This is a genomic window from Alistipes sp. An54, from assembly GCF_002159375.1.
In the GTDB taxonomy this organism is placed as follows: Bacteria; Bacteroidota; Bacteroidia; order Bacteroidales; family Rikenellaceae; genus Alistipes; species Alistipes megaguti.
Window position 1 is genome coordinate 73,802 of the sequence record NZ_NFIA01000009.1, and the last position, 21,460, is coordinate 95,261.

Consider the following 21,460-nt stretch of genomic DNA (forward strand, 5'->3'; position numbering starts at 1 on the left):
GCTGCTGTCTTCAAATTTTTGTTATTCAAAATAAATTATTTGCTGATTTTGACCATCTGGATATCATCGAACCAGACATAGGCATCGGGAGCCGTGATGACATTGTCAAGACGAACCTGAAGATTGCCCATCTTGACGGCCCCTTCCGGAACCGTCTCTTCGGCCGTCAGCGTGATCCAGTCGTGCGTGCCCTTTTCCTTGTCCACCCAGGGTGAGGTCACATGATTATAAGCCGTCAAGTTATCATTTCCCTCAATCCAACCCTTCATCCACTGGTTGTTGGCGTCCTTGTAGCCCAACCCCAGATAGACATTGGCCGTTGCCGGCATATTCTCGGTCTTGATGCAGACGCTGATTCTATAAGTGGCACCAGCCTCCACCTCGATGTCTTGGTAAGCCCACGACTGCCAGGGTTTCCAGTTGTTGAGACAATCAACACCCCCAATTCGAAGCGAGCCCGTGCCATCGTCGACATGAGACACTTCCGGATCAATTACCAACACCTTCTCCTGATCGTAATTGTTGTCCGGGCTGCTTGACGTTCCATAGCGCCTCCAACCGCTCTCAAAGCCGTTCGGAATGACACTGGCCGGATCAAACGTGCAGGATTTCTCCTCATGGACAAGAGTCATCGAACGGACATAGGTCGGAACCCCCTCCACGCCTTTGGCAATCCGGAATTGCCCGATAGCAGAAACACTCTTCTTGGGAATCTCGAATTCGATGTACCCACCGTTCTGCAAGGCCGTCTCCAGGCTGACGCTCTTGTCCGTACCATCGATCTTGTCCCAGCTCTCGCCGTTGAACGTCTCCAACCAAAGGGCATGTGCCGCCATCTCCGGGCGGGTATCCACCGACAGTACAATACGTGTTACCTGTCGGCCATCGATATTGGGAATGGAGAGGGTGCCCGGCGTAGCCATATCACCCTTCATACAAAGGCCCGTTTCCGCATCAAAGCTGCACTGCGGGGCATTGAAACGATAGGTTGTTCCCCCGGTGCTGCCCACCAGCGTGAACGCTTCGCCGTCAAGCGTTGCGGCCGGCGTGCCGTCGCTCTTCAGAAAATCAAACGTCAGCGCCTGTTCCGACTCCGCTTGGTTCAGATCAACCGACGCCGAAAGTTTGTCGCTCCCGGAAAAGGTGACGGATCCCGCAGCGATCTTCACCAAACGGCTGTCGGTGATGACAAACACATCGGGAGAGACGAGACCGGTCGAGGCCGTCAGCAGATGGATAGTCGTTGCAGCAAGGCCTTCGGGGTAAATGGCCGTCAGACTGGTTGAAGAGCGATCTGCTGCAAAACCAGAAATGGCAAGCGGTTCCTGCATCCAGTCGACAAGCGCAAAACCCGAAAGGGCAGCCGAGCCGGAGAGCCCTGCCGAACGGATCTTCTCCCCGTCGGCTAGTCCCTGAATCGAGAGTTCGACAGGGGTGGCTACCGAGTTCAGTTCAACGGATATTTGCCCGTCATCGAGAGGGGCCCAAGCGGCCAGCACATCCGCATCCGCATCGCAGGCATCGGCGGCGGGTTGCTGAACTGTCGGGATCATCTGACCGAAGAAGTGTTGTTCCTCCATCAGTTCGAGCGCCGAATTGCAGGGGGCAATCACCAGCATGCGATCCACCTTCTTAGCCGAATTGACCTCCGCTTCGAATCCATAGAATCCGGATTGTTCAGGATCCGGTTCGGCTTGGATCAACGTCTCATTGACTTGTGTACCATCTTCATAAAACAACAGGATGCCGAGATTTTCCGATTTCAAATCCGATGCATTGCTCACTGAAAAGGTAAACGGCACGGTCTCCTCTGTCGGAGTCGACGGCGTATCGTCACCGGGCTCCTGCGGTATATTGTCGTTCGGGACCTCGGTCTCTTCGTCCTGACAAGCGGCGCCCAGCAGCAACATGCCCAGCGCACCCGCTGTAAAAAACAATTTTTTGAGATTCATATGTCAAACATTTAGGTAAGTAATATATGTCTTTTCACCAGAACAAAATTAAGATCGTATCCCGGTGACTCCGGGTCAAAAAATCTCAATCTCCGGTCAGATCGTCTCATTGCACGACGATCATATCGTTGACTACGGGGGCTCCGTCACGGCGCAAAACGATCTTGTCGGCCTTATCTGCCGGCGAAGGCAGGTAGAGCAGATACCCTTCGTCGACAGCCTCGCATTCGACATTGTCGAGGAATGCGCCGATACTCTCCGTTTTTTTGACGGGAACAATGAGAGCCAACAGTTCAGCGGTCTCTCCCGGTTGAAGAGGTTCGGTCGATTCCAGCACCAGAATCCGGGTCTTACCTCGCTCGTAGCTCGAGCACAAATCATCGGTCTCGACCCGCATTCGCGTCGAGGTGGCAGTCTGCGGGAAGAAGAAAGCAGTCGGGATCTCCGCAACGGCCGGCACCGAAACCGTAGTCGGCACATGGCCGGTCTGCATCACCCAACGCTCACCCTGCTGTTCGATCGAAGGCCACAGGTTGTAGGTCACGGCCGCATTCAGCGGCATTCCGCTGCGATTTTCGAAGCGATCGAAAACGATTGCCATACCATTGTTCAACAAAACGATTTGCCGACGCGCACTCACCCCCTCATACTCGAATTTAGTATAGGCTATATCGCACCAGGCCGCATAGGAACAGATTGCCGCGGCACGGTAATCGCCGATCGCATAGTCGGTCTTTTCATCGTAACCCATCACCGCCTTGTAAGCCGACGAGGGCCAGACATCGCCCTGCTCGACCTTCAGCACGGGAAAATCGGCAACCGAAACGGGTGCGACCATCGGGCGGTTGATCCGGAACGGTTCGCCCGGACGCCCCAGCACAGTCGCCATGTGCGCCGACATGAACTGATAGGTAGTGATGCCGATCCGGTGGTCGTAGGCCGCCTTTGACTGCGTATAGCTCATGTCGATGAGTATACTCGGCGAGTTCGGGTGGCGGCCCGTCGAGAGGATGATCTTGTCCTGCACGGTCTTGTAGTTGGCGTCGCCACGGCCCAGCATCACCCCGTTCTGCGAGGTGATCCGCTCCGTGACATGAACCGTCCCGAAATCCGATGTCGGAAGAGCCGTCTGCCCTTCGTAGTTGATTCCTTCGGGCCACAGGTCATAGATGCTCCCCTTCCAGCGCGAGACATTCCGCGAATTGAAACGCAGATCCTCGTATTTACGGGCGATATAAAGGTAATTCGGATCATTATAAAGGCGGTAACCCACCTTCAGATCCCACGACAAGAGCCGTCCTCCGTCGATAGCCAGCTCCTTGTTCGAGGAATAGAGATTCTCCATCGACTTGCCGAACTTGCCGCTTTGTCCCGAGTTCATCACGGTCTTCGCCATCCGGTCCATGATCCGCCGGATATGGGGCGATGCAGCCAGATCATACTCCCGGCCCAGAAGCAGACCCCAACGCAGAATCAGATAGAAACCCGTGGTCGAATCGTAGTGCGGCGAATTATCGCCGTCGTAAGAGGTGACGGTCACGTTCGTCCAGACATTTTCGAAGGTCTTCACCGTCAGCGGATAGGTTTGATCGCCGTAAAGCATCTTGACCCAAAAAGCAATATCCACGGCAAAAATCTCCTTGTTGTAACCGCTCGTCAGGTAGGTCCCGTCAAAATAGTAGGCCCGGTTTTCGACACAATCCTCGATCAACTGCTTAACCAACGCTTCTGATTCTGCATCGTAGCAGTCGAGCAATTTCAGCGCATAAGCGCTCTCCAGCGCATAACGCACCGGATGGACCGTATTGAGATCACGCGGATAGCCGTCGTAGCCCGCCGCACGATCCTTGGCGGCCTCCGCCTCATAGACCTCTATATTGTGCGGAATCTTTGCTCGAAGCAACTCGACCAGTGCCGGCTTGAGCGCCGGGGTGTACTCCGACATCCGCGACAGCAGTTGCGCCAACACTGTATAGGGTTCTGCGGCATCGGTCTCCGATGTGAACTCCTTGTGATAAGTCGAGAGCCACTGACTCAATGTTCCGTTGGCGATAGCCTGGTCGAGATTAGCGAAAAAGGTCGTCTTCCGGGCGACAAGCCGGCTCTCCCGGGCTGCAATATCAGACGAAGGCTCGTCCGACGGCACCTCGTCCATCGAAAAAACGGCATTGGTATAGATGTATTTGTCTGGATAGTTTTCTCCCGAGGCCGGTGCTCCCGGCTCATCCTCCGGAGCCTTGGTACAGGAGATCCCGACGAGGGCACACAACCCCAAAGCGACAAAATGCCGATAGAATAGGTTCTGCATGACGGTAGTAGTTTGGATTCCGAAACAAAGCTACACAATCGGACGCCTTGGAATCCTTGAATTCATATCAAATCCGGGTAATTCCGTCTCAATCGACCGGTCAAGACGTATTTTCAGGCATTTTTATGGAGGTAATCCGAAGGAGAGATACCATAGGTACCCTTGAAAACCTTACTGAAATAGGACGGATCGGTATATCCGAGTTTGTAGGCCACCTCGGAAACGGTAAGCCGGCCTTCACGCAACATATCGGCCGCAATATTCATCTTGATACTCACGATCAGCCTGTTCGGCGAAAGATTCGAAATAGCCTTTACCTTACGAAAGAACTGTGCCCGGCTGATGCCCATCTCCGGATAGAGATCATTGACCGAAAGGTCCGTAATCTCCACCCGTGACTTGATGAGTTCGACCAATTTTCGAAAGAAGGGGTCCTCGCTTTTAGTCTCTGCCGTGACTGAATCCGTCTGTTTGAGACTTGCCGAAAGGAGCTCCCGCAATCTCGCCCGATTGGCGATCAGACTCTCGATCTTTACTCGAAGTATTTTGCTACTGAAAGGCTTGAGCATATAGTCGTCTGCCAAGGCCTGGTATCCCTCTTCGATTTGTTCCTTCTCCGATTTGGCGGTCAGCAGAATCACCGGAATGTGGGCCGTTGTCAGCTCCTCCTTGATTCGGCGGCAAAGTTCGACCCCATTCATGTTGGGCATCATCACATCGCTCAGGATCAGATCCGGAATATGGGCCCGCGCCAGTTCGAAGGCCTCCACGCCGTCGGCCGCCTCCAGAATCCGGTAGTTTTTCTCGAATTTGCGGCGGATATAGTTCCGCAACTCCTCGTCGTCCTCTACAATAAGCAGAACAGGAGACTCTTTCTTCTCCACCTCCTCTATCAACTTTGGATCCTCTGCCGGAACCGGTTGGATCTCCTCCTTCCGTGAAATCGGCTGAATTGTCTCACGCAAATCAATATCCGGAACAGGGTACAACAACTCGTCGGGTTGGTAGTGTACATAGCCCAGCGGGAACTCCAGCACGAACCGGCTTCCTTCACCCTTCCGGCTCTCAACCCAGACCCGACCCTTGTGAAGAGTCGTCACATACTTGACAAGTGTCAGTCCAATTCCACTGCCAAAACTGCGAAGCCTGCGAGGCGTCGGGACCTGATAGAACGGTTCGAAAATCTTCTCCTGGTCAATTTCATCAATTCCTTCGCCGTAGTCCTGGACATAAATACGCAACAGCCCCTCTTCAGAGCAACAGGTTCCAATCTCGATCCGGGCATTGTCCGGAGAATGTTTGATTGCGTTGGAAAGCAGATTCGAAACCACCCGATCCAGTAGATCCGCATCAGCCCAAAAGGTATCCGGGGAATACTCCACCTTCAGGTCGAATCCAATACCGCGCTTGTCTGCGGCCGTACGAAAATTCTCGATCTCTTCGGCAAGGAACCGCCGGCAATCGATCTTTGCCAACCGGAGTTTCATATTGCCATTCTCGATCTTCCGGAAGTCAAGCAGCTGATTGACAAGCAAGAGTATTCGATTCGCATTCTTGTCAATCTGCCGAATTGGATAGATGAACCGCTCGGGCAGCGATTCATCACGGAGCAGATCCTCCGTCGGAGCCGTAATTAATGTCAGAGGCGTCCGTAATTCATGTGAGAATTGCGTAAAAAGATCGATGCGAAGTTTGTAAGCCTTCTCGATATTCTCCTTTTCAAGTTGATCGATAAGTCTTTTATACTTCGATGCCCGACGGTCATTGAAATACTTGAAGACAAAGAACAACAAAGTCGCACACAGAATCCCGTAGAAAATCCGAGCCCCCGTACAGAGCCAGAAAGGCGGCACAATGACAAAAATCTGTTCAGTAACGACGTCACTCCAGTTGCCATACTCGTCCGATGCCTTGATCCTCAACAAATGGCGCCCGTAGGGAAGATTCGACAGGATCAGATCGTTTCGGTCCGTATAGTTCCAGTCGTCATCAACTCCTTCTACCCGATAGGCATAACGATAAGCCGGCTGAAACAGATAGTTCAACGTCGAGATCTTGATTCGGATCGAGGTGTTGGCATGCCGGAAGCGCACCCTAAGAAGCTGCTCCGGACTGTCATAAGTTGCCCGGTCCCGATCATCCACCCCCTTCAATGATTCGATCGTAGACACAAAGACCCGGGGTGAATGTTCCCTGTAAGAGGTCAACTCCCGGGGTGAAAAAACGGCAAGACCACCATTTCCGCCAACATACATATTCCCATCGGAGGCCATCAGGATCGCCTGATTCGAATTTTCTCGAAGCGGATATCCGTTGGCCTGCGTATAGGAGACGACTGAAAGCCGTTCTGCATCAATGAACGACAGTCCTTTGAGCGTCGAAACCCAAACGCGGCCATCACCATCCTCGGCAATTCCATACACGGTATTATGCGGCAGTCCATTCTCCTCGTTGAACAGACAGGTCTTTCGCTTCCGACTGTCATACATGTAGAGGCCGGAATCATAAGTCCCAATCCAGATACGCCCCTGTCCATCCACGGCTATCTTGCTGATGTTGGCGTCATCGGGAATCGACGGATCTACTCGTTCAGTCTCGAAATATACGGGGGTTGAGCCTCGCTGACAGGGATATCTCCAAAGTCCGTTGTTCCGGGTTCCCACCAGCATGTCGCCATTCTTCTCCCGACAGATATCCTGCGTGAGCATGTAACGTGTATATCCATTGTAGTTCGTCGACAGGTCGCGGGATACTGCTCCTGAACGGCGGTCGACCCGGCACAACTCATCGGCCGCAAACCACAGATTACCCTCCGCATCCTCCTCGATGGTCCGGATCTGAGAGGTCGACGAAATTCCCTCATAAACCTGAACAAGAGTCTGTCGGTCGGGATCGAACGAAAAGATCCCGACATTGAGAATGTAAATCAGGATGGTTCCGTCGGACAACCCCGCGAGGTGAAACAATTCGCTTTCAGCCCCCTCTTTGTGAATGAGTCGGGTCAGATCGAGGTCTGAAATCCGCCCGTCGGAAAGATCGACTATCGAAATCCCCCGACGATAGCCGACGATCAACTTCCGATTCACCTCCACAAGATCCGAAATGACACGAACCGGATTGTCGGTCCCGTCATCCCGCAGGCGAATCAATCCGATTGAATAGAGGCGTGGATTGTAGAACGAGATCCCGTCCTCAAAAGTTCCGATCCACAACGAACCGTCACGATCCCGAAATATCGACATGATACGGCCCTGTGCATCGGGTTCACGCAGATCGCCCCGAGGATTGTGTTCAGAATAACAGGTCACAATGCTGTCCCGCGTATTGAAGACCATCACCCCGGCGTCGGCGGCCAACAACAGCGAGTCGCGATTGAGTTTGATCACGGCGTGCACCTGGTTATTCCCGGACCATCGCTTCTCCGGAATTTTCACCTGCACTTTCCGGGTCTTTCCAGTATGAAGATCATAACGGAGCACATGTCCCGCTTCGACAAAAAGCCAGGTAGTTGCATCTCCGTCGTACAGGCAGCAGTTGACGGGATCGCGCCGCACATCGCCCCCGTATTCGGAGATCGGCCGCACCTCACCCGATTCGGTATCGTACAACAACAAGCCTTCGCCAATCACATCGAGAATAATATCGCTCCCTCCGCAATGCGACATTGAATTGATATAGAGATTGCGGAACCGTTCGACCGGTTCACAGCGCTCTTTCCCGAAGCGGAAAAGTCCCCGCTTGGTTGCCACCCAAATCTCGTCATCCCCGGAAATCCAGATTCCCACAACCACGCCCACAGGCAGTTCGCCCGTGTATTGGCTTCGCAAGTCGACAAAAGTCCCCGTGTAGGGATTGAAGAGCGTGATGCCATTGAAGGTTCCGATCCACATACGGCCCCGACGGTCAGCCTGGATGCTGACGATATCATTCTTCTGACGCTCCCCTTCCTGCCGGTAGTGATAGGTTCTGAATTCGTATCCGTCGAATCGGTTGAGCCCGTTTTTGGTCCCGAACCACATGTAACCGATCGAGTCCTGATAGATGGCCTTGACCGAACTGTTCGAAAGTCCGTCGCTGACCGAATAGTTCGTGCTGCCACAAACCGGAACTGCGATCAGAAAAGACAAAAGCAGGGCAAAAAGGGATCTCATCATCTCGAACGGAGGCATTTCACGGTCCTAATCTATGACAATTATTTTAAATTCCACCACCTTTTCTGCCGTTTCGTTCCGATTCTGGTTATTGAGAACGAACGTCACCGTATAAAGGCCCTTGTCCAAGAATGTATGGCTGAAATTCCAGACCATGCTCATCGACTTGATTTTCACGTAACTAGAAACCTCGTCGCGGCTTACCTGGCGAACATGATGACGCCGTGAAACCAACCACGACTCACTGGGCTGTTTTTTCATCGCATCGGTGGGCGTCGTGGCGATGACGCCGTTTCCGAGGTCGATATTCTTGTTGGGCTCCCAGACTTCTGTGTCATACGTACATTTGATATCCTGCCCCACGGCATTGGTCCGGACCCAGGGATAACCGGATCCTTCGCCGTATTTCAGGCCCATCTCCGCTACGTTCCATCGGTAGAGCTGCGAATTGGGAACCACCTCCGAGGTTCCTTCGGGAACGGTGGTCGAAGGGGTATACGAGGCCCAGCAGGCCGGAGTCTCATCGTTGGTAACCTTGAAACTGGAATCGAACGGCGACAACGCCTCAAAGATCGGGTGTGAGAGGCTCTTCTTGACCACGACCTCAGTGCCGTCGAGTGTAAAACTGTAATCGCGAGTCTCCACGTTCGAAACATCAAACTGACGCAATTTCAAGCGGTTATATTGAGCCTCATTGCTCTTGGCCTGGATTCCGTAGACAACATACTCACCGGAGAGCCACTCCGTATAGTCATCCGTCAGCCCGCTTTCATTCTGAATGCCGAGTGTCGGATAATAATACTGCGTCACATCGGACGAGGTTCTGTTTCCGTCCCGCAGATCGAGTTCTCCCACATCGAGCCACGTTGCCTGCGAAACCGCCCGATCGGAATACTCTTCCAAATCGTGGGAGACCAAAAAGCGAAAGCGTGCACTCTTTTCAGCCTGTGGAGACGAAAGTCCCGTCCGGATGAGGATCGTAGGCTTCAGATCACATTGCGGATCGGCATACACACGATCCCGATAGCGGTACTCGTGTCCGATCTCACCGGAATAGAAAAGAATATTATCGACCAGATCGCCCCGAAAGGAGAAAGAGACAGGATCGTTCAGATGGGTGACATAAGCCTGATTTATCTCATCAAAGCGCAGGTCATTGTCAACCGAGATATCCAGATTGACTGCCGATATGGGATCGACATTATATTCGTCACTGCACGAGCAGCAGACGATGCCGGCCACTCCGGCACACAGAATATGGATCAGTGTTTTCATGGTTGTTTTTGCATGATTTTGGATTACCATCCGGGATTCTGATAGAACGTATCGGCCGCTAACCCCATTTCATCCGAAGGAATGGGCAGGATACTGTATTTGGCGTAATCGCTGCCCAACTTGTCGATGGCATAGTTGATATAGGAGTGGTTGGGATTGCTCTCAATCACCCGTCCGACAGCATTGTAGGATCCGACATAGGCATCCCAGCGGATCAGGTCCATTCGTCGGATTCCCTCGAAACACAACTCCCGGGAGCGTTCGTCCATCAACGTTTCCAGATCATAGGTTGCAAAGTCGACCTCGGGATTCGGCGTATTCACATCCACACCGTAGGCGCGGCGACGAACCTGGTTCAGGTATTCGAGGCCTTTGGCCGGATTACCCTCGCTGCCCATCAGATGGGCCTCGGCAGCCATGAGCAACACATCGGCAAAACGCAGTACGGGCAAATGACATGCCGTCACCCACTGTTCGCGGATCGGCGGCAGATCGGTTTCGTATTCGCGGCGCCACTTTCCGATTCCCCGTTCAGTGACCATGGCAAAGCCCGTTCCCAGGTTGGCGGCCGACGGGTTGAGCCGCGTAACCGAAGTGACAACTCCGTCCACAACTTCGATCCGCACGCCGTCGTTCTGATTGCAGGCGTTGATCCGCTGCATGCCGGTCGTCGCATCGAGCGAATTGCCGGCCTTGTAACCGATGATACCACCCACGGACTTATTGAAGCTTGCCATGGTCTGCGGACGCGAGATGCGCGGAATCTCGACCGTAAAGGTCGTCTGCCCGGCGGCATTGGTGTATCCACTGCCCCCCTCCTCGAGTTGGATTGTCTTCAGGTTGCCCGACCCATAGGTCCAGGTCTCCCGATCGATGACCGGCAGAAAGACCGCCTCCCGGTCCCAGGTGATCTCCTCCGGCATGTAGACCTTGAAATAGGCGTAGCGGGTCGTGGCCGAATAGCCGTCGGCCAGCTCGTCGCTGCTGACATTCTTGTAGCAGAAGGTCGGAATGTTCCAGTCGCGGCGCAAGTCACCGGCCGGATAGGGTTTCGAATCCGACCCAACATACTTGTCGTAGAGGTTGTTCAGCGCCCGATAGGTCAGGTCGGCGTAGCCGATCGGCGAATTGGCCGTCCGGTCCGGACAGGGAATACCCATCTGGCTGCCCAGACGCTGCGCCGTCTTGTAACGCCCACCCTGATACTCGCCCGAATTGACCGACTTGGCGAAGAACATGATCGACCAGATTCCCTCGGGGTTTTCGCTGTTCCAGGTGGCATCGCTGCGCATGTTGTTCACGAACAGACGCGCATAGGCCGGAAGCGTCTCGTTGTTCACCGTAAGCGTAGCTGTATTCAATCGGTTGGGACCGTTCTGGATGAACTCGTCGGCCCACTTGATGACGTCGTTGTACTTGTCCGTATCCTGGATGTCGGGATGCGAGGCCATGTACAGTGCGATGCGATACGAGAGCGCCTCGGCCGCCGACTTGGTGATGACGCCGCAGTTACCGGTCAGATCCAGGGACTTGAGCAACGGAATGGCATCGCGGCACAGATCGAGCGCATACTGGCAGACATCCTTGAGGGGAGCACGCTCCAACCCGGTATCGAGCCCCATCTCATAAGAGGCCACGCTTTTGATGGGAACCGGGCCGTAATTCACAGCCAGCGTGAAGTGGCTGAACGCCTTGAGCACCATGGCCTGTCCGCAAACATCATCCTTCTCGGTCTGCGTCATATCCGAAGCCGTTTCGGCCATCATGATGGCCGTATTGCAGAACTCGTTGATCTTATAAAGATTCTTCCAGAACTCCCGCACGGAGGTAGACGAAGGGACAATGTTATGGGCATTCGGTATGTTGTTCTGGTTGCTGACATTGTAACGGAAGGATTCATCGGTATCCATGCCGCCGATCTGCCCCCAATAGTATTCACCCATCACTTCGGCATAAAGCAGCATGCTGTATGCAGCCGTGAGGTTTCCCTCAACCGTACCTTTCATACCCTGGTCGGCATAGACTGGTTTGCCGGGTTCCATGTTCAGATCCCACAGCGCATCGCACGCCGTCGAAGCCCCGGCTGCCAGGATCAGTATCGTTTTCAGAATAGCTTTCATTGCCGTAACATAATTGGTTTAGAAGGTGATGTTGGCCCCCAGACTGATAACGATGGCCTTCGGATACTGGGCGTTGTCAAGGCCTGCCGAGAGGCTCGTATAGGGAGACGAATTGGTGATCGTATTGTATCCCAATCCCTTGTAGTCGGCGGCATTGCCTCCGCCATAGAAGGAGTTGACCTCGGGATCCTGACCCGTATATTTGGTCCAGACAAAAAGATTCTGAGCCGAGAGATTCAGTGCAACACCCTGAATCCGCAGTTTGTTGAGCCATTTTTTTGGCAGTCGATAGCTCAACACCACGTTTTTCAAGCGCACAAACGATGCATCCTCGATCAATCGGGTTGAAAGACGTGCATAACTGATATTGCCTACATCACCCTTGGCCGTTGGGCGAAGCAGTCGCGGGATATCCGTATCGGGATTCTCCGGTGTCCAATAATTCGCATAACCGGCATATTGGTTCGAGTAACGGTTGTAACTTCCCGTCGATTCATAAACAGCCTTGTTGTAATTGATAAGTTTGTTGCCAAAACTGTATTGCAGAAAGACGTTCAGCGACCAGTTCCCGTAGGTGAAGGTGTTTGAGAAGCCTCCGGTCAGCACCGGAAGCGGCGAGCCCAGAATCGTCCGGTCATTGTCGTCAATCACACCGTCGTCGTTTAAATCGCGGTATTTCGGATCGCCAGGCTGTACACGATAACCTCCCGACACGGTTTTGAAGCCCACAACATCGGGTTTAAGCAGATAATTGCCGTGCGCATCCTGTTCAAAATCACTAAGTTGATAGAGACCGTCGAAAACGAATCCGTAGAACTGCGACGAGGAGGCCCCGGCCTGCGCCAGCCAGATTTGATTAGGACTGAATCCATTGTATATATAAGTCATCAGATCGGCGCCACGCTCGAAACTCTTGATGCGGCTCTTCACGTAACTCAGCGTAAAGTCCGTCTTCCAGGAAAAACGTCCCTTTTTGACGTTGAGTGTATTGAGTGTGATCTCCAAGCCCTTGATACTCATAGAACCGGCATTCTCAACCCGGGTATTGGCTCCGTTCATGTAGCCCATATAATAAGGCAATGACTTGGGAATCAGCATGTCGGTCACATTTCGTACATAAGCGTCGACACTCAGGTAGATCCGATCCTTGAAGAAGGTCAGGTCCAGACCGGCATTGAATTCGCGGGTCTTCTCCCACGTGAGCTCCTTGTTAGCGTAAAAGAACGGGACGACGCCGTATCCTGTCTGCTGCGAAAGCGCATCAGTCGGATACTCGTACATGTTGTCTCCAGCGTTGAACTCGATGGCATAGGCGTAGTCCATGACGTTACGGTTGTTACCGACGGACCCATACGTCAGTCGGAGTTTTCCATAAGACATCACCGGGGTGATCCACTGCATGAAGGGCTCTTCGGTGAACCGCCACGCAAAAGCACCCGAAGGGAAGATACCCCACTGGTGTCCCTTGGCAAATTTCGAGGAGCCGTCGTCACGGATCGACGCCGTGAGCAGGTATTTGTCCCGGAACGTGTAATTGACACGCCCGAGCAGTGATACCAGCTGATTGGCCGACTTCTGGGACGTAATCTTGCCGTAGGGCGTTCCCAGATCGAGACGATCCATCTTCAGGTGTTCGAAGGCCTGCGGGATGTTCGAGACGCTGAAGGCATAGGGATTCCACTCACTGTACTGGTAGGTGAAACCGGCCATGACCTCCAGTTTGTGATCGCGGCTGAAGGTCCGGTTATAGCGCAGGATATTCTCGTTGAGCAGGCTTTTCACGTCGTTGACACTCCGGTTGGCGTTGATCCCCTTGGAGTTGACCATCACCCCGTTGTAGCGTTTGAAGATCATGCCCTGACGGGTCTGGCTGTTGTAGAACTGATCGCGACGCGTCGTGGTCATCGTCAGTCCGACCGACGGCGTGAAGGTCAGATGATCGGTGATCTTCCACTCAACCTTGCCACTGATCATCGTCTGCCGCTGAATGCGCTTGTCATACTCGTTCTCGGCCTGCTGGAGCGGCGTGATGAGTGCTCCGTAGTCGATGCCCGACTCATCGAGCGTCCCCTCGGCCAGCATTTGCTCCATCTCCTCGATGAAACTGTTCACATCGAGAAATCCCGTCGTAGGGAAGAACTGCCGCGCTTGGTTGAAGGCCGTATTGCTGCGCGTGACGGTCGACGAGTGGTTGGCCATGAGTGTGACCTTGAACCGCCGCCCGAACTGCTGCTCCAACGAGGCCTTCGCCGTGTAGCGCTCCATCCCGGTATTGATCACCAAACCGTTCTGATCCGTATACCCGAACACGGCGTTGTACTTCGTGCCGGCATTCCCGCCCGAAATATTGATGTTGTGGCTGTGGGAGAAGGCATTGTGGGTGATGGCCCGCTGCCAGTCGTTACCCTTTTCATCTCTGTAATAGTCCAGCGTCCGGGGGCGCACGCCGTTCTCGTCGGGCGAACCCAGATAGCGATCGCGCATGTAGGTGCGGTTCTCCTCAAGAGACTCCAGATCGAGTTGCAGCTTCACGTAGTCGTAGGGCGACATCATGTCGATGAAGTCGGGACGCAGCGAGACATTCACGTTGAAGTTGTACGATACGCGCGGCTGTCCGGCCCGAGCCTGCTTCGTGTTGATAATCACCACGCCATTGGCACCACGGGAGCCGTAGATGGCGATCGACGAGGCATCCTTGAGCACGTCGATACTCTCGATGCTCTGCGGATCAAGCGTATTGAGACTGAAGTTCTCGATCGGGAAGCCATCAATGATAAAGAGCGGAGCAGAATCCTGCGAAAAGCCGCCGCTGCGGATCGAGATCGAGGCCTCGGAACCGGGAGCCCCGTCCGTGGCCATAATGTTCAGACCGGCGATCCGGCCGCCAAGCACTTCCGAAAGATTCGCCGCATCAGTCTTCTGGATCGCCTCGACATCTGCCCGCCCCACGGCGCCCGTCAGATCGCGTTTGGCAACGGTTCCATAGCCGACCACCACCACTTCGTCGACGGCCTTCACCTCTTCGTCCAGCACCACGTCGAGACTCGTCCGGGCATTGACTGCCTCGTGCCGGGACTCGTAGCCCAGGCAGGAGAAGACCAGAATGCTCTTGCCCGTGACGGGCAGGGTGTATTTACCCTCCTTGTCGGTGGCCACGCCATTCGAAGGCTTGTTCTTGTCGTAGACGGTCACTCCCACGATCGGATTCCCCGAGGGGTCACGGACCACGCCACTCACCTTCCAGGAGTTTTGAGCTACTGCGGATTGAAGGGCAAAAGAGGTCAGAAAAACCCCTATTGCGATTTTGAGTAGTTTTAAAGTCATAGGTTAGAGATTTGAGTTAATAATCCGAAGTTGTGAAACAAATTTAAGGGTTGGCACGTGGATGAACCGGTAAAAAAATCGCAGATCCGACCATTTTCGTATCAATGTTCACAGGCTTCGGACAAGGAGAGCTCCCCAATGTTCGGGGAGCTCTCCCTCCGGTTTCAAAACGGGCACAAGGTAAACGAAATCCGGCAGGGCTCCGCCTTGAGCAGGTACTTGTCCAGCGGCGGCGGTCCGCAACTGCGGTTTCCGATCGGGTAGATCCGGCTGTCGATCCGCCACTCGATGTCGGGGATCCGCTCCAGCTGGCTTGCGTCCACGGCCCGCGTGAGATTCTCCTGGGTATAGTGCATGGCCGAAGTCTGGATCAGCCCCTCTTTCGAATAGACTCCGATACCGTTTCTCTCTTCCGTGAGCTGCGCCCAGCGACAGCCGTACTTGTTGCCATTATCCTGCGGATAGACGTAGTTGACAAACTGCTCCTCAACCGGTCCGGAATAAATACCCAGTTTCACTCCGTCGTGACGATCCACATAAGCCTCCTCGGGGCCGTAGCCATACCAGCTCATCGTCTCATAGCGTCCGTCGATGGTCAGCAGGTAACCCACGCGGGCGAACGAGACCCAGTCGTCTCCCACCGGAGTCAGATCGGCGGAAAGGTCCACCGTCCCGTTGCGATGAATCGTATAGGTCTCGACATAATCCACCCAATTGTCATTGCCCGGGGCCTGGGCGCGTTTGCGGGCCGTCACAACCACCGCCCCGTCCCGTTCGGCCGTCGTCAGATCCAGCAACCGATATTCGAGCGAATCCAGGCCGACTTTGGCCCACTGCTTGACGATCGGGCGCCGCATGCGGGGCAGATAGTCGCCGTCGTTGTTCAACGGCGCCCGCCAAAGATTCAACTGCGGGGCCGATTTCAGCAGCTCCCGGCCGCTGACACGCCACGAGGTCATCGTGCCCCGTGCGGCATCGAAACCGATCGTGAAGCCGCGGCCGGCAACGGTGACTTGTGCTCCATCCCGATCGAGCGTGAGCGGACCCTTCGTGCGGAGTCCTCCGGCAAAGGGCGGTACGACCCGATCCTCCCGCAACATAAACTCCTCGAACGCCACCTCGAAGCCGGCCGGCGCCCAGATCCGATCAAAACGGGTTCTGGCCGAGAGCCGGAGCAGCAGTTCGCCGTCGTACCCGGCCGGATCGAACGGCAACTTCAGTGTCACGGAGTCCTGCGGCGCACATTCAACGACGGGCCAGTTTCCCCGCGCCACTGTCCGTCCGTCCGAAAGCAACTCCCACGCAAGCGCATAGTCGGAGAGATCCGTATAGTTATGATCGTTTCTGAGCGTCAGACGTCTCGCCACCGGATCGCAGCCAAAGAGGATCGGCTGACAAACCTGCTTGCACTCCAGAATCGACGGTTTGGGCCGCTGGTCAGCCCACAAAAGACCGTTCGTAGCCGTCAAGGCTGTAAAGTAGGGATTTCCATCCTTATCGTAGCGGATCATGCTCTGGTCCTTCCATTCCCAGATATACCCTCCGATCAGGCGGGGGTATTTGCGGATGGCCTCCCAGTACTCCCGGAAGTTGCCTACCGAATTGCCTTTGGCGTGGGCATATTCGCACATGATGACGGGCCGGCTCTCAAAGGTCTGCGTCGCCAGCTCGATCACTCCCTCCACCGAAGGATACATCGTACTGATCAGATCGACGGCCATCGGTTCGCGCGGATTGACCTTTGGACGGTTCGTCAACATGAAGTCCCGGCCATAGCCGTACTGCTTCGAGCCGCCGTTGGCCAGATAGGCCTCAAAATGAATAAAACGCGTCGGATCGTACTCCTTGACCCATGCCGCCCGTGCCGCATGGTTGGGTCCGAAGCCCGATTCGTTGCCCAGCGACCAGAAAATGATCGACGGATGGTTCTTGTCGCGGATGACCATGCCGGCGACACGCTCCATCTGGGAGTGGAGCCAGACGGGATTGTTCGACAGTTCGGCATCGGCCCCGCACGTCTCGACGTTGGCCTCGTCCATGACGTAGAGTCCGTACCGGTCGCACAGATCGTAGAAGCGCGGATCGTTGGGATAGTGCGACGTGCGGACCGAATTGAAATTGTGTCGCTTCATCAACTTGATGTCGCGGATCATCTCCTCCTCGGAAACGGTTTTTCCGTTCCAGGCGCTGTGTTCGTGGCGATTGACCCCCTTGACGAATTCACGCTTGCCGTTGACATAGAGTTCACCGCCGATGAACTCAATCTTGCGGAAGCCGACGTTGCAGCTACGCGACTCGACCGTCGAGCCGTCGGGAGCAAGAATCGTCAACGTCAACTTGTAGAGATTCGGCGTCTCGGCGCTCCAGAGCCGCGGAGCCGAAACCGGGATCTCCAGATACTTGCCCAGATGGTAGTTGTGCTGATACTTCTCGGCGGCATATTTGAACAATCCGTCGCTCATCTCGGCCAGAGACTCCTCGCCCTCGCCGTAGAGCCGTGCCCGGATCCGATAGCCGTCGAGTGTCATCCGTTCGGTGGAGGCTACCACGGGACGAATACGCAACACGGCATCCCGGCAGGCCGAATCCAATTGGGTCTCGACGGCAAAGTCGCGGAGAAACAACGTCGGGCTCATCTCGAGATAAACTCCTCGGTAGATACCATGAAAACGCCAGTGATCCTGATCCTCCAGATAGGAGCCGTCGCTCCACCGCAGCACCTGAACCGACAGGTCGTTTTCGCCCGCACGCTTCACATATGACGTGACATCGAAGACCGACGGCAGGGCTCCGTCCTCGTTGTAACCGATCTGCACTCCGTTCAGATAGACGAAGTGGGCGCCGCGGATCCCCTTGAAGTGAAGCAGGATCCGATTGCCCTCCCACCCGTCGGGAAGCGTAAAGCGGGTCTTGTAGAGTCCCATGTTGTTCTTTTCACGGGGAACGAACGGCGGGTTAACGGGCCGGAACTCATAACCTCCGCCGCAATAGACCTGCTCGCCGTACCCGAGCGCCTCCCAGGTCGAGGGAACCCGGATACGGTCCCAATCCGCTCCGGCAGGCCGCCGAAAGAAGGTGCTGTCGTACCGGCTCCAGGATTCCAGAAACTTGAAGTCCCATTCTCCGTCGAGACTTTTGTACCGCGGAGAGGACTCAATATCGATTCCGAGCGCGCTTTGTTCATCAGGGAAAGAGATGGAGGTCGCCGCGTAGGGCTCCCGCTCCAGTGAGGTGATCAATGGATTCTCATAAACGGATTGAACGACGGTCAAAGGTGGCGTGTAATAGTTCTCCTGACCATCGAACGGCACCTGCGCCTGCGCAGACATGGCCATGGTCGTCAGTAGAATCGCACCCGAAAAGGGTCTCTTCATAATCGGTCGATTTTAGGTTTTCGTTGCAAAAGTAGCCATCAAAAACAAGAGACAAAGGTAGAAAAATCTCAAAATAACGAGATTTGTACCCCCCCCCGGAAAGGGGTGACATATACGGGAGAATCCACTCCTCTCCGGATTATTTTACCCGCAGATGAGACAAAAATAGGGGATAAAACGAGGGATTCAGCCTACCTTTGTATAAAAAAACCCAAGAAAACTTACCCCTCCGAGCCATGAACCGCCTACTACCTTTCTGGGGGCTGCTGTTTCTAAGTGCCTGCACCTCCACGCCACGGGCCAAACAATTGATCCTGGAGAATCCGCTTTCATTCACTCGGGAGGACGAGTCCCTTACAATCGCGTTCTCCCGATTGGGAGACTGCCGGAATGCCATGCCATTGCTGAAAAACGAACAGGGAGAGATCATTCCCTGTCAATTTGATGATCTCGACGCTGACGGCCACCCCGACGAGGTGGCATTCCTCTGTTCATTCGCCCCGCAGCAACGGATGACGATCGACCTCGAATGGATCGACCCGTCCGAATACCCCCATTTCGCATCCCGTACGAACATCCGCTACGGGAAGGTCGGGGAAGACGGACATATCCACGAACAGACAAACGACATACACGGGAGATACGGCTTGCCGCGCGATGCCGCGACCTATCCCTATCAGATGGACGGTCCAGCCTGGGAGAACGATAAAATGGGGTTCCGCCACTATTTCGACGGCCGCAATTGTCGCGATCTGTTCGGAAAGCGAACTGAGAAAATGGTTTTGGACAGCGTCGGAATCAAGCCCGACGGGAAACCCGGAGACACCTATCATGTTTGGGCCGACTGGGGGCGCGACATCCTGAGTGCGGCCCAGTCGTTCGGACTGGGCGGCGTAGCCCTGCGCTCCGGTAAAGGATTGACCCTGTTGGGAGTCCCTGCCGAGTGTACGACCGACAATGTCGACTCCACCCGTTTCACGCTTCTCTTCGAGGGACCGGTCCGTTCGCGCTTTACCCTCGATTTCTACGGTTGGCACGCTGCAGGAGCAACAATCGGGCACCTGCATCAGGAAGTGACCATTTGGGGCGGATATTACGGGTATGAACAGATGATGACCGTTTCGGAACTTCCCGCCGGGAGTTCGCTGGTAACAGGAATCGTCGCCAGTCGAAACAGCCAGCCTTATGTCGAACACTCACACGAAGACCGACTGGTCTCGATGGCGACCCACGATCTGCAAAGTTACAACAAGGAGTACTATATCGGTATGGGACTGATTCTGCCCGCAGAAAATGCGGCCGGATCGTTCCACAGTCCCGAAGAAGAGGGTGATCTGCGCAAAACATGGTGCATGGCACTGCGGCCCGATGCGAACGGACGCTATCAATACCGGGTCTGCGCCGCGTGGGAGCATCGTGATCCCCGGTTCCGGGATCGATTCTACTTCCTGGATATGATCGACCGCTATGCGCAAGCTATCAACCATCCGATTCTCATACATATCCAATAAACCCAATGATGAAAACCATGAACACGAGACTCATTTCGACACTCTCCGCATTTGCACTTTGTGCAGGTGCCATGCATGCGAATGCCCAAGTGCAGATTGCCCCCATCTTCAAGGACAACATGGTGCTGCAACAGCAGACCGATGCTCCGATCTGGGGCCGAGCCCTGCCGGGACACACCATCTCCGTAACAGTCAGCTGGCAGGAGAATGCCATCGAAACGAAGGTCAGCAAGGACAGCACCTGGCGCCTGGTCATCCCCACACCCGTGGCCTCATACGATCCGCAACAGATCACAGTCAGCGCCGACGGCCGAAGCCGGACCTTCAGCAACGTTCTAATCGGTGAAGTTTGGCTTTGCAGCGGACAGTCCAACATGGAGATGCCCATGAAAGGCTACTCCTCGCAGCCGATTCTCGGCGGACAGGATGCCATCGTCCACTCGAAGAACGACTTCCTGCGCTGCTTCACCGTCGGCAAGGCAATGACTCTTCAGGAGCAGGAGAGCTGCACGGGGCGCTGGGAGTCAGCCTCGCCCAATACGACTGCAGAGTTCACGGCCACGGGATACTATTTCGCGCGCCTGTTGCAAGAGGTGCTCGATGTTCCGGTCGGCATCATCCACAGCAGCGCGGGCGGATCAGCCATCGAAGCCTGGATCCCGCGTGAGGCCTTCACCCGTGAGTTCCCGAAAATCGCCATTCCAAACGACATCTCCCGAGAAAAGAAAAAAGTTCTTGTCCCGACCGTCCTCTACAATGCCATGATCCATCCCATCGCCGGATATGCCATCCGAGGCGCCATATGGTATCAAGGAGAAGCTAACGTAGGGAGATACCAGGAGTATCCCCGGATGTTTGCCGCCATGCACGATACCTGGACCAAGCGTTGGGGAGGCAAACGGTTCCCGATCTATCTGTGTCAGATCGCACCGTTCCGATTCAGCGATCAGGCTGGAAATGCCTTCCTGCGGGAGGCACAAATGAAAATTGCCCAAACCCAGCCCGACACGGGTATCGCTATTCTGATGGATACGGGCGAACAGAACTGCATCCACCCTGCCAACAAACAGGTGGCAGGCGAACGTCTCGCCTATATCGCACTGGCCCGCAACTACGGATTCCCGAATCTGCCCTACCGTGCCCCGGAATTCCGCCGTGCGGAGTACGCCGACGGCAAAGCCACCCTCATCTTCGATCATACGGGAAGCGGATTCACCTCGTTCGGGCAACCGCTGACCGGGTTCGAACTTGCCGGCGCTGATCGGGTTTTCCATCCGGCAACGGCTGCCATTGTCAACGGGAAGATTGTCGTGGAGTCGTCCCAGGTTCCGGATCCCGTAGCCGTGCGCTACGCCTTCAAGGGGTATATCCGGGGATCGCTCTACGGTTCGAACGGACTGCCGGTATCGTCGTTCCGCTCGGACAACTGGGATGATGTCCGCTAA

At 54.9% G+C, this 21,460-nt stretch carries 9 protein-coding genes; 2 read left to right on the plus strand and 7 right to left on the minus strand.

Going from position 1 to position 21,460, the window contains the following annotated elements; translation table 11 throughout:
• Positions 1-35: 35 nt before the first annotated feature.
• The 7 genes from B5G09_RS09740 to B5G09_RS09770 form a co-directional block, all read right to left on the minus strand.
• Positions 36-1,952, minus strand: a complete 1,917-nt coding sequence (locus B5G09_RS09740; protein WP_087405006.1) for a carbohydrate binding domain-containing protein — start codon at positions 1,950-1,952, stop codon at positions 36-38.
• Between the two features lie 106 nt (positions 1,953-2,058).
• Positions 2,059-4,260, minus strand: a complete 2,202-nt coding sequence (locus B5G09_RS09745; protein WP_143256529.1) for a hypothetical protein — start codon at positions 4,258-4,260, stop codon at positions 2,059-2,061.
• Positions 4,261-4,373: 113 nt separating this feature from the next.
• Complete coding sequence (locus B5G09_RS09750) at positions 4,374-8,414, minus strand: hybrid sensor histidine kinase/response regulator transcription factor (RefSeq protein ID WP_162608260.1); 4,041 nt, start codon at positions 8,412-8,414, stop codon at positions 4,374-4,376.
• 24 nt (positions 8,415-8,438) lie between these two features.
• Entirely contained in the window at positions 8,439-9,686 is a 1,248-nt protein-coding gene (locus tag B5G09_RS09755; RefSeq protein ID WP_087260464.1) for a DUF5017 domain-containing protein, read from the minus strand.
• Positions 9,687-9,709: 23 nt separating this feature from the next.
• Positions 9,710-11,806: a RagB/SusD family nutrient uptake outer membrane protein gene (locus B5G09_RS09760; RefSeq protein WP_087405009.1), complete on the minus strand. Its 2,097-nt coding sequence runs from the start codon at positions 11,804-11,806 to the stop codon at positions 9,710-9,712.
• Positions 11,807-11,824: 18 nt separating this feature from the next.
• Complete coding sequence (locus B5G09_RS09765) at positions 11,825-15,043, minus strand: TonB-dependent receptor (protein WP_162608261.1); 3,219 nt, start codon at positions 15,041-15,043, stop codon at positions 11,825-11,827.
• Positions 15,044-15,294: 251 nt separating this feature from the next.
• Positions 15,295-18,504, minus strand: a complete 3,210-nt coding sequence (locus tag B5G09_RS09770; protein WP_087405011.1) for a glycoside hydrolase family 2 TIM barrel-domain containing protein — start codon at positions 18,502-18,504, stop codon at positions 15,295-15,297.
• Positions 18,505-18,740: 236 nt separating this feature from the next.
• Between B5G09_RS09770 and B5G09_RS09775 the strand changes: the two genes are divergently transcribed.
• Positions 18,741-20,015, plus strand: a complete 1,275-nt coding sequence (locus B5G09_RS09775) for a DUF4861 domain-containing protein (protein ID WP_087405012.1) — start codon at positions 18,741-18,743, stop codon at positions 20,013-20,015.
• Between the two features lie 17 nt (positions 20,016-20,032).
• Positions 20,033-21,460, plus strand: a complete 1,428-nt coding sequence (locus tag B5G09_RS09780) for a sialate O-acetylesterase (RefSeq protein ID WP_162608262.1) — start codon at positions 20,033-20,035, stop codon at positions 21,458-21,460.

Excerpts from the sequence above, each read along its gene's own strand:
- B5G09_RS09740 (WP_087405006.1), bottom strand. The coding sequence starts at position 1,952 with ATGAATCTCAAAAAATTGTTTTTTACAGCGGGTGCGCTGGGCATGTTG.
- B5G09_RS09745 (WP_143256529.1), bottom strand. The coding sequence starts at position 4,260 with ATGCAGAACCTATTCTATCGGCATTTTGTCGCTTTGGGGTTGTGTGCC.
- B5G09_RS09750 (WP_162608260.1), bottom strand. The coding sequence starts at position 8,414 with ATGATGAGATCCCTTTTTGCCCTGCTTTTGTCTTTTCTGATCGCAGTT.
- B5G09_RS09755 (WP_087260464.1), bottom strand. The coding sequence starts at position 9,686 with ATGAAAACACTGATCCATATTCTGTGTGCCGGAGTGGCCGGCATCGTC.
- B5G09_RS09760 (WP_087405009.1), bottom strand. The coding sequence starts at position 11,806 with ATGAAAGCTATTCTGAAAACGATACTGATCCTGGCAGCCGGGGCTTCG.
- B5G09_RS09770 (WP_087405011.1), bottom strand. The coding sequence starts at position 18,504 with ATGAAGAGACCCTTTTCGGGTGCGATTCTACTGACGACCATGGCCATG.
- B5G09_RS09775 (WP_087405012.1), top strand. The coding sequence starts at position 18,741 with ATGAACCGCCTACTACCTTTCTGGGGGCTGCTGTTTCTAAGTGCCTGC.
- B5G09_RS09780 (WP_162608262.1), top strand. The coding sequence starts at position 20,033 with ATGAACACGAGACTCATTTCGACACTCTCCGCATTTGCACTTTGTGCA.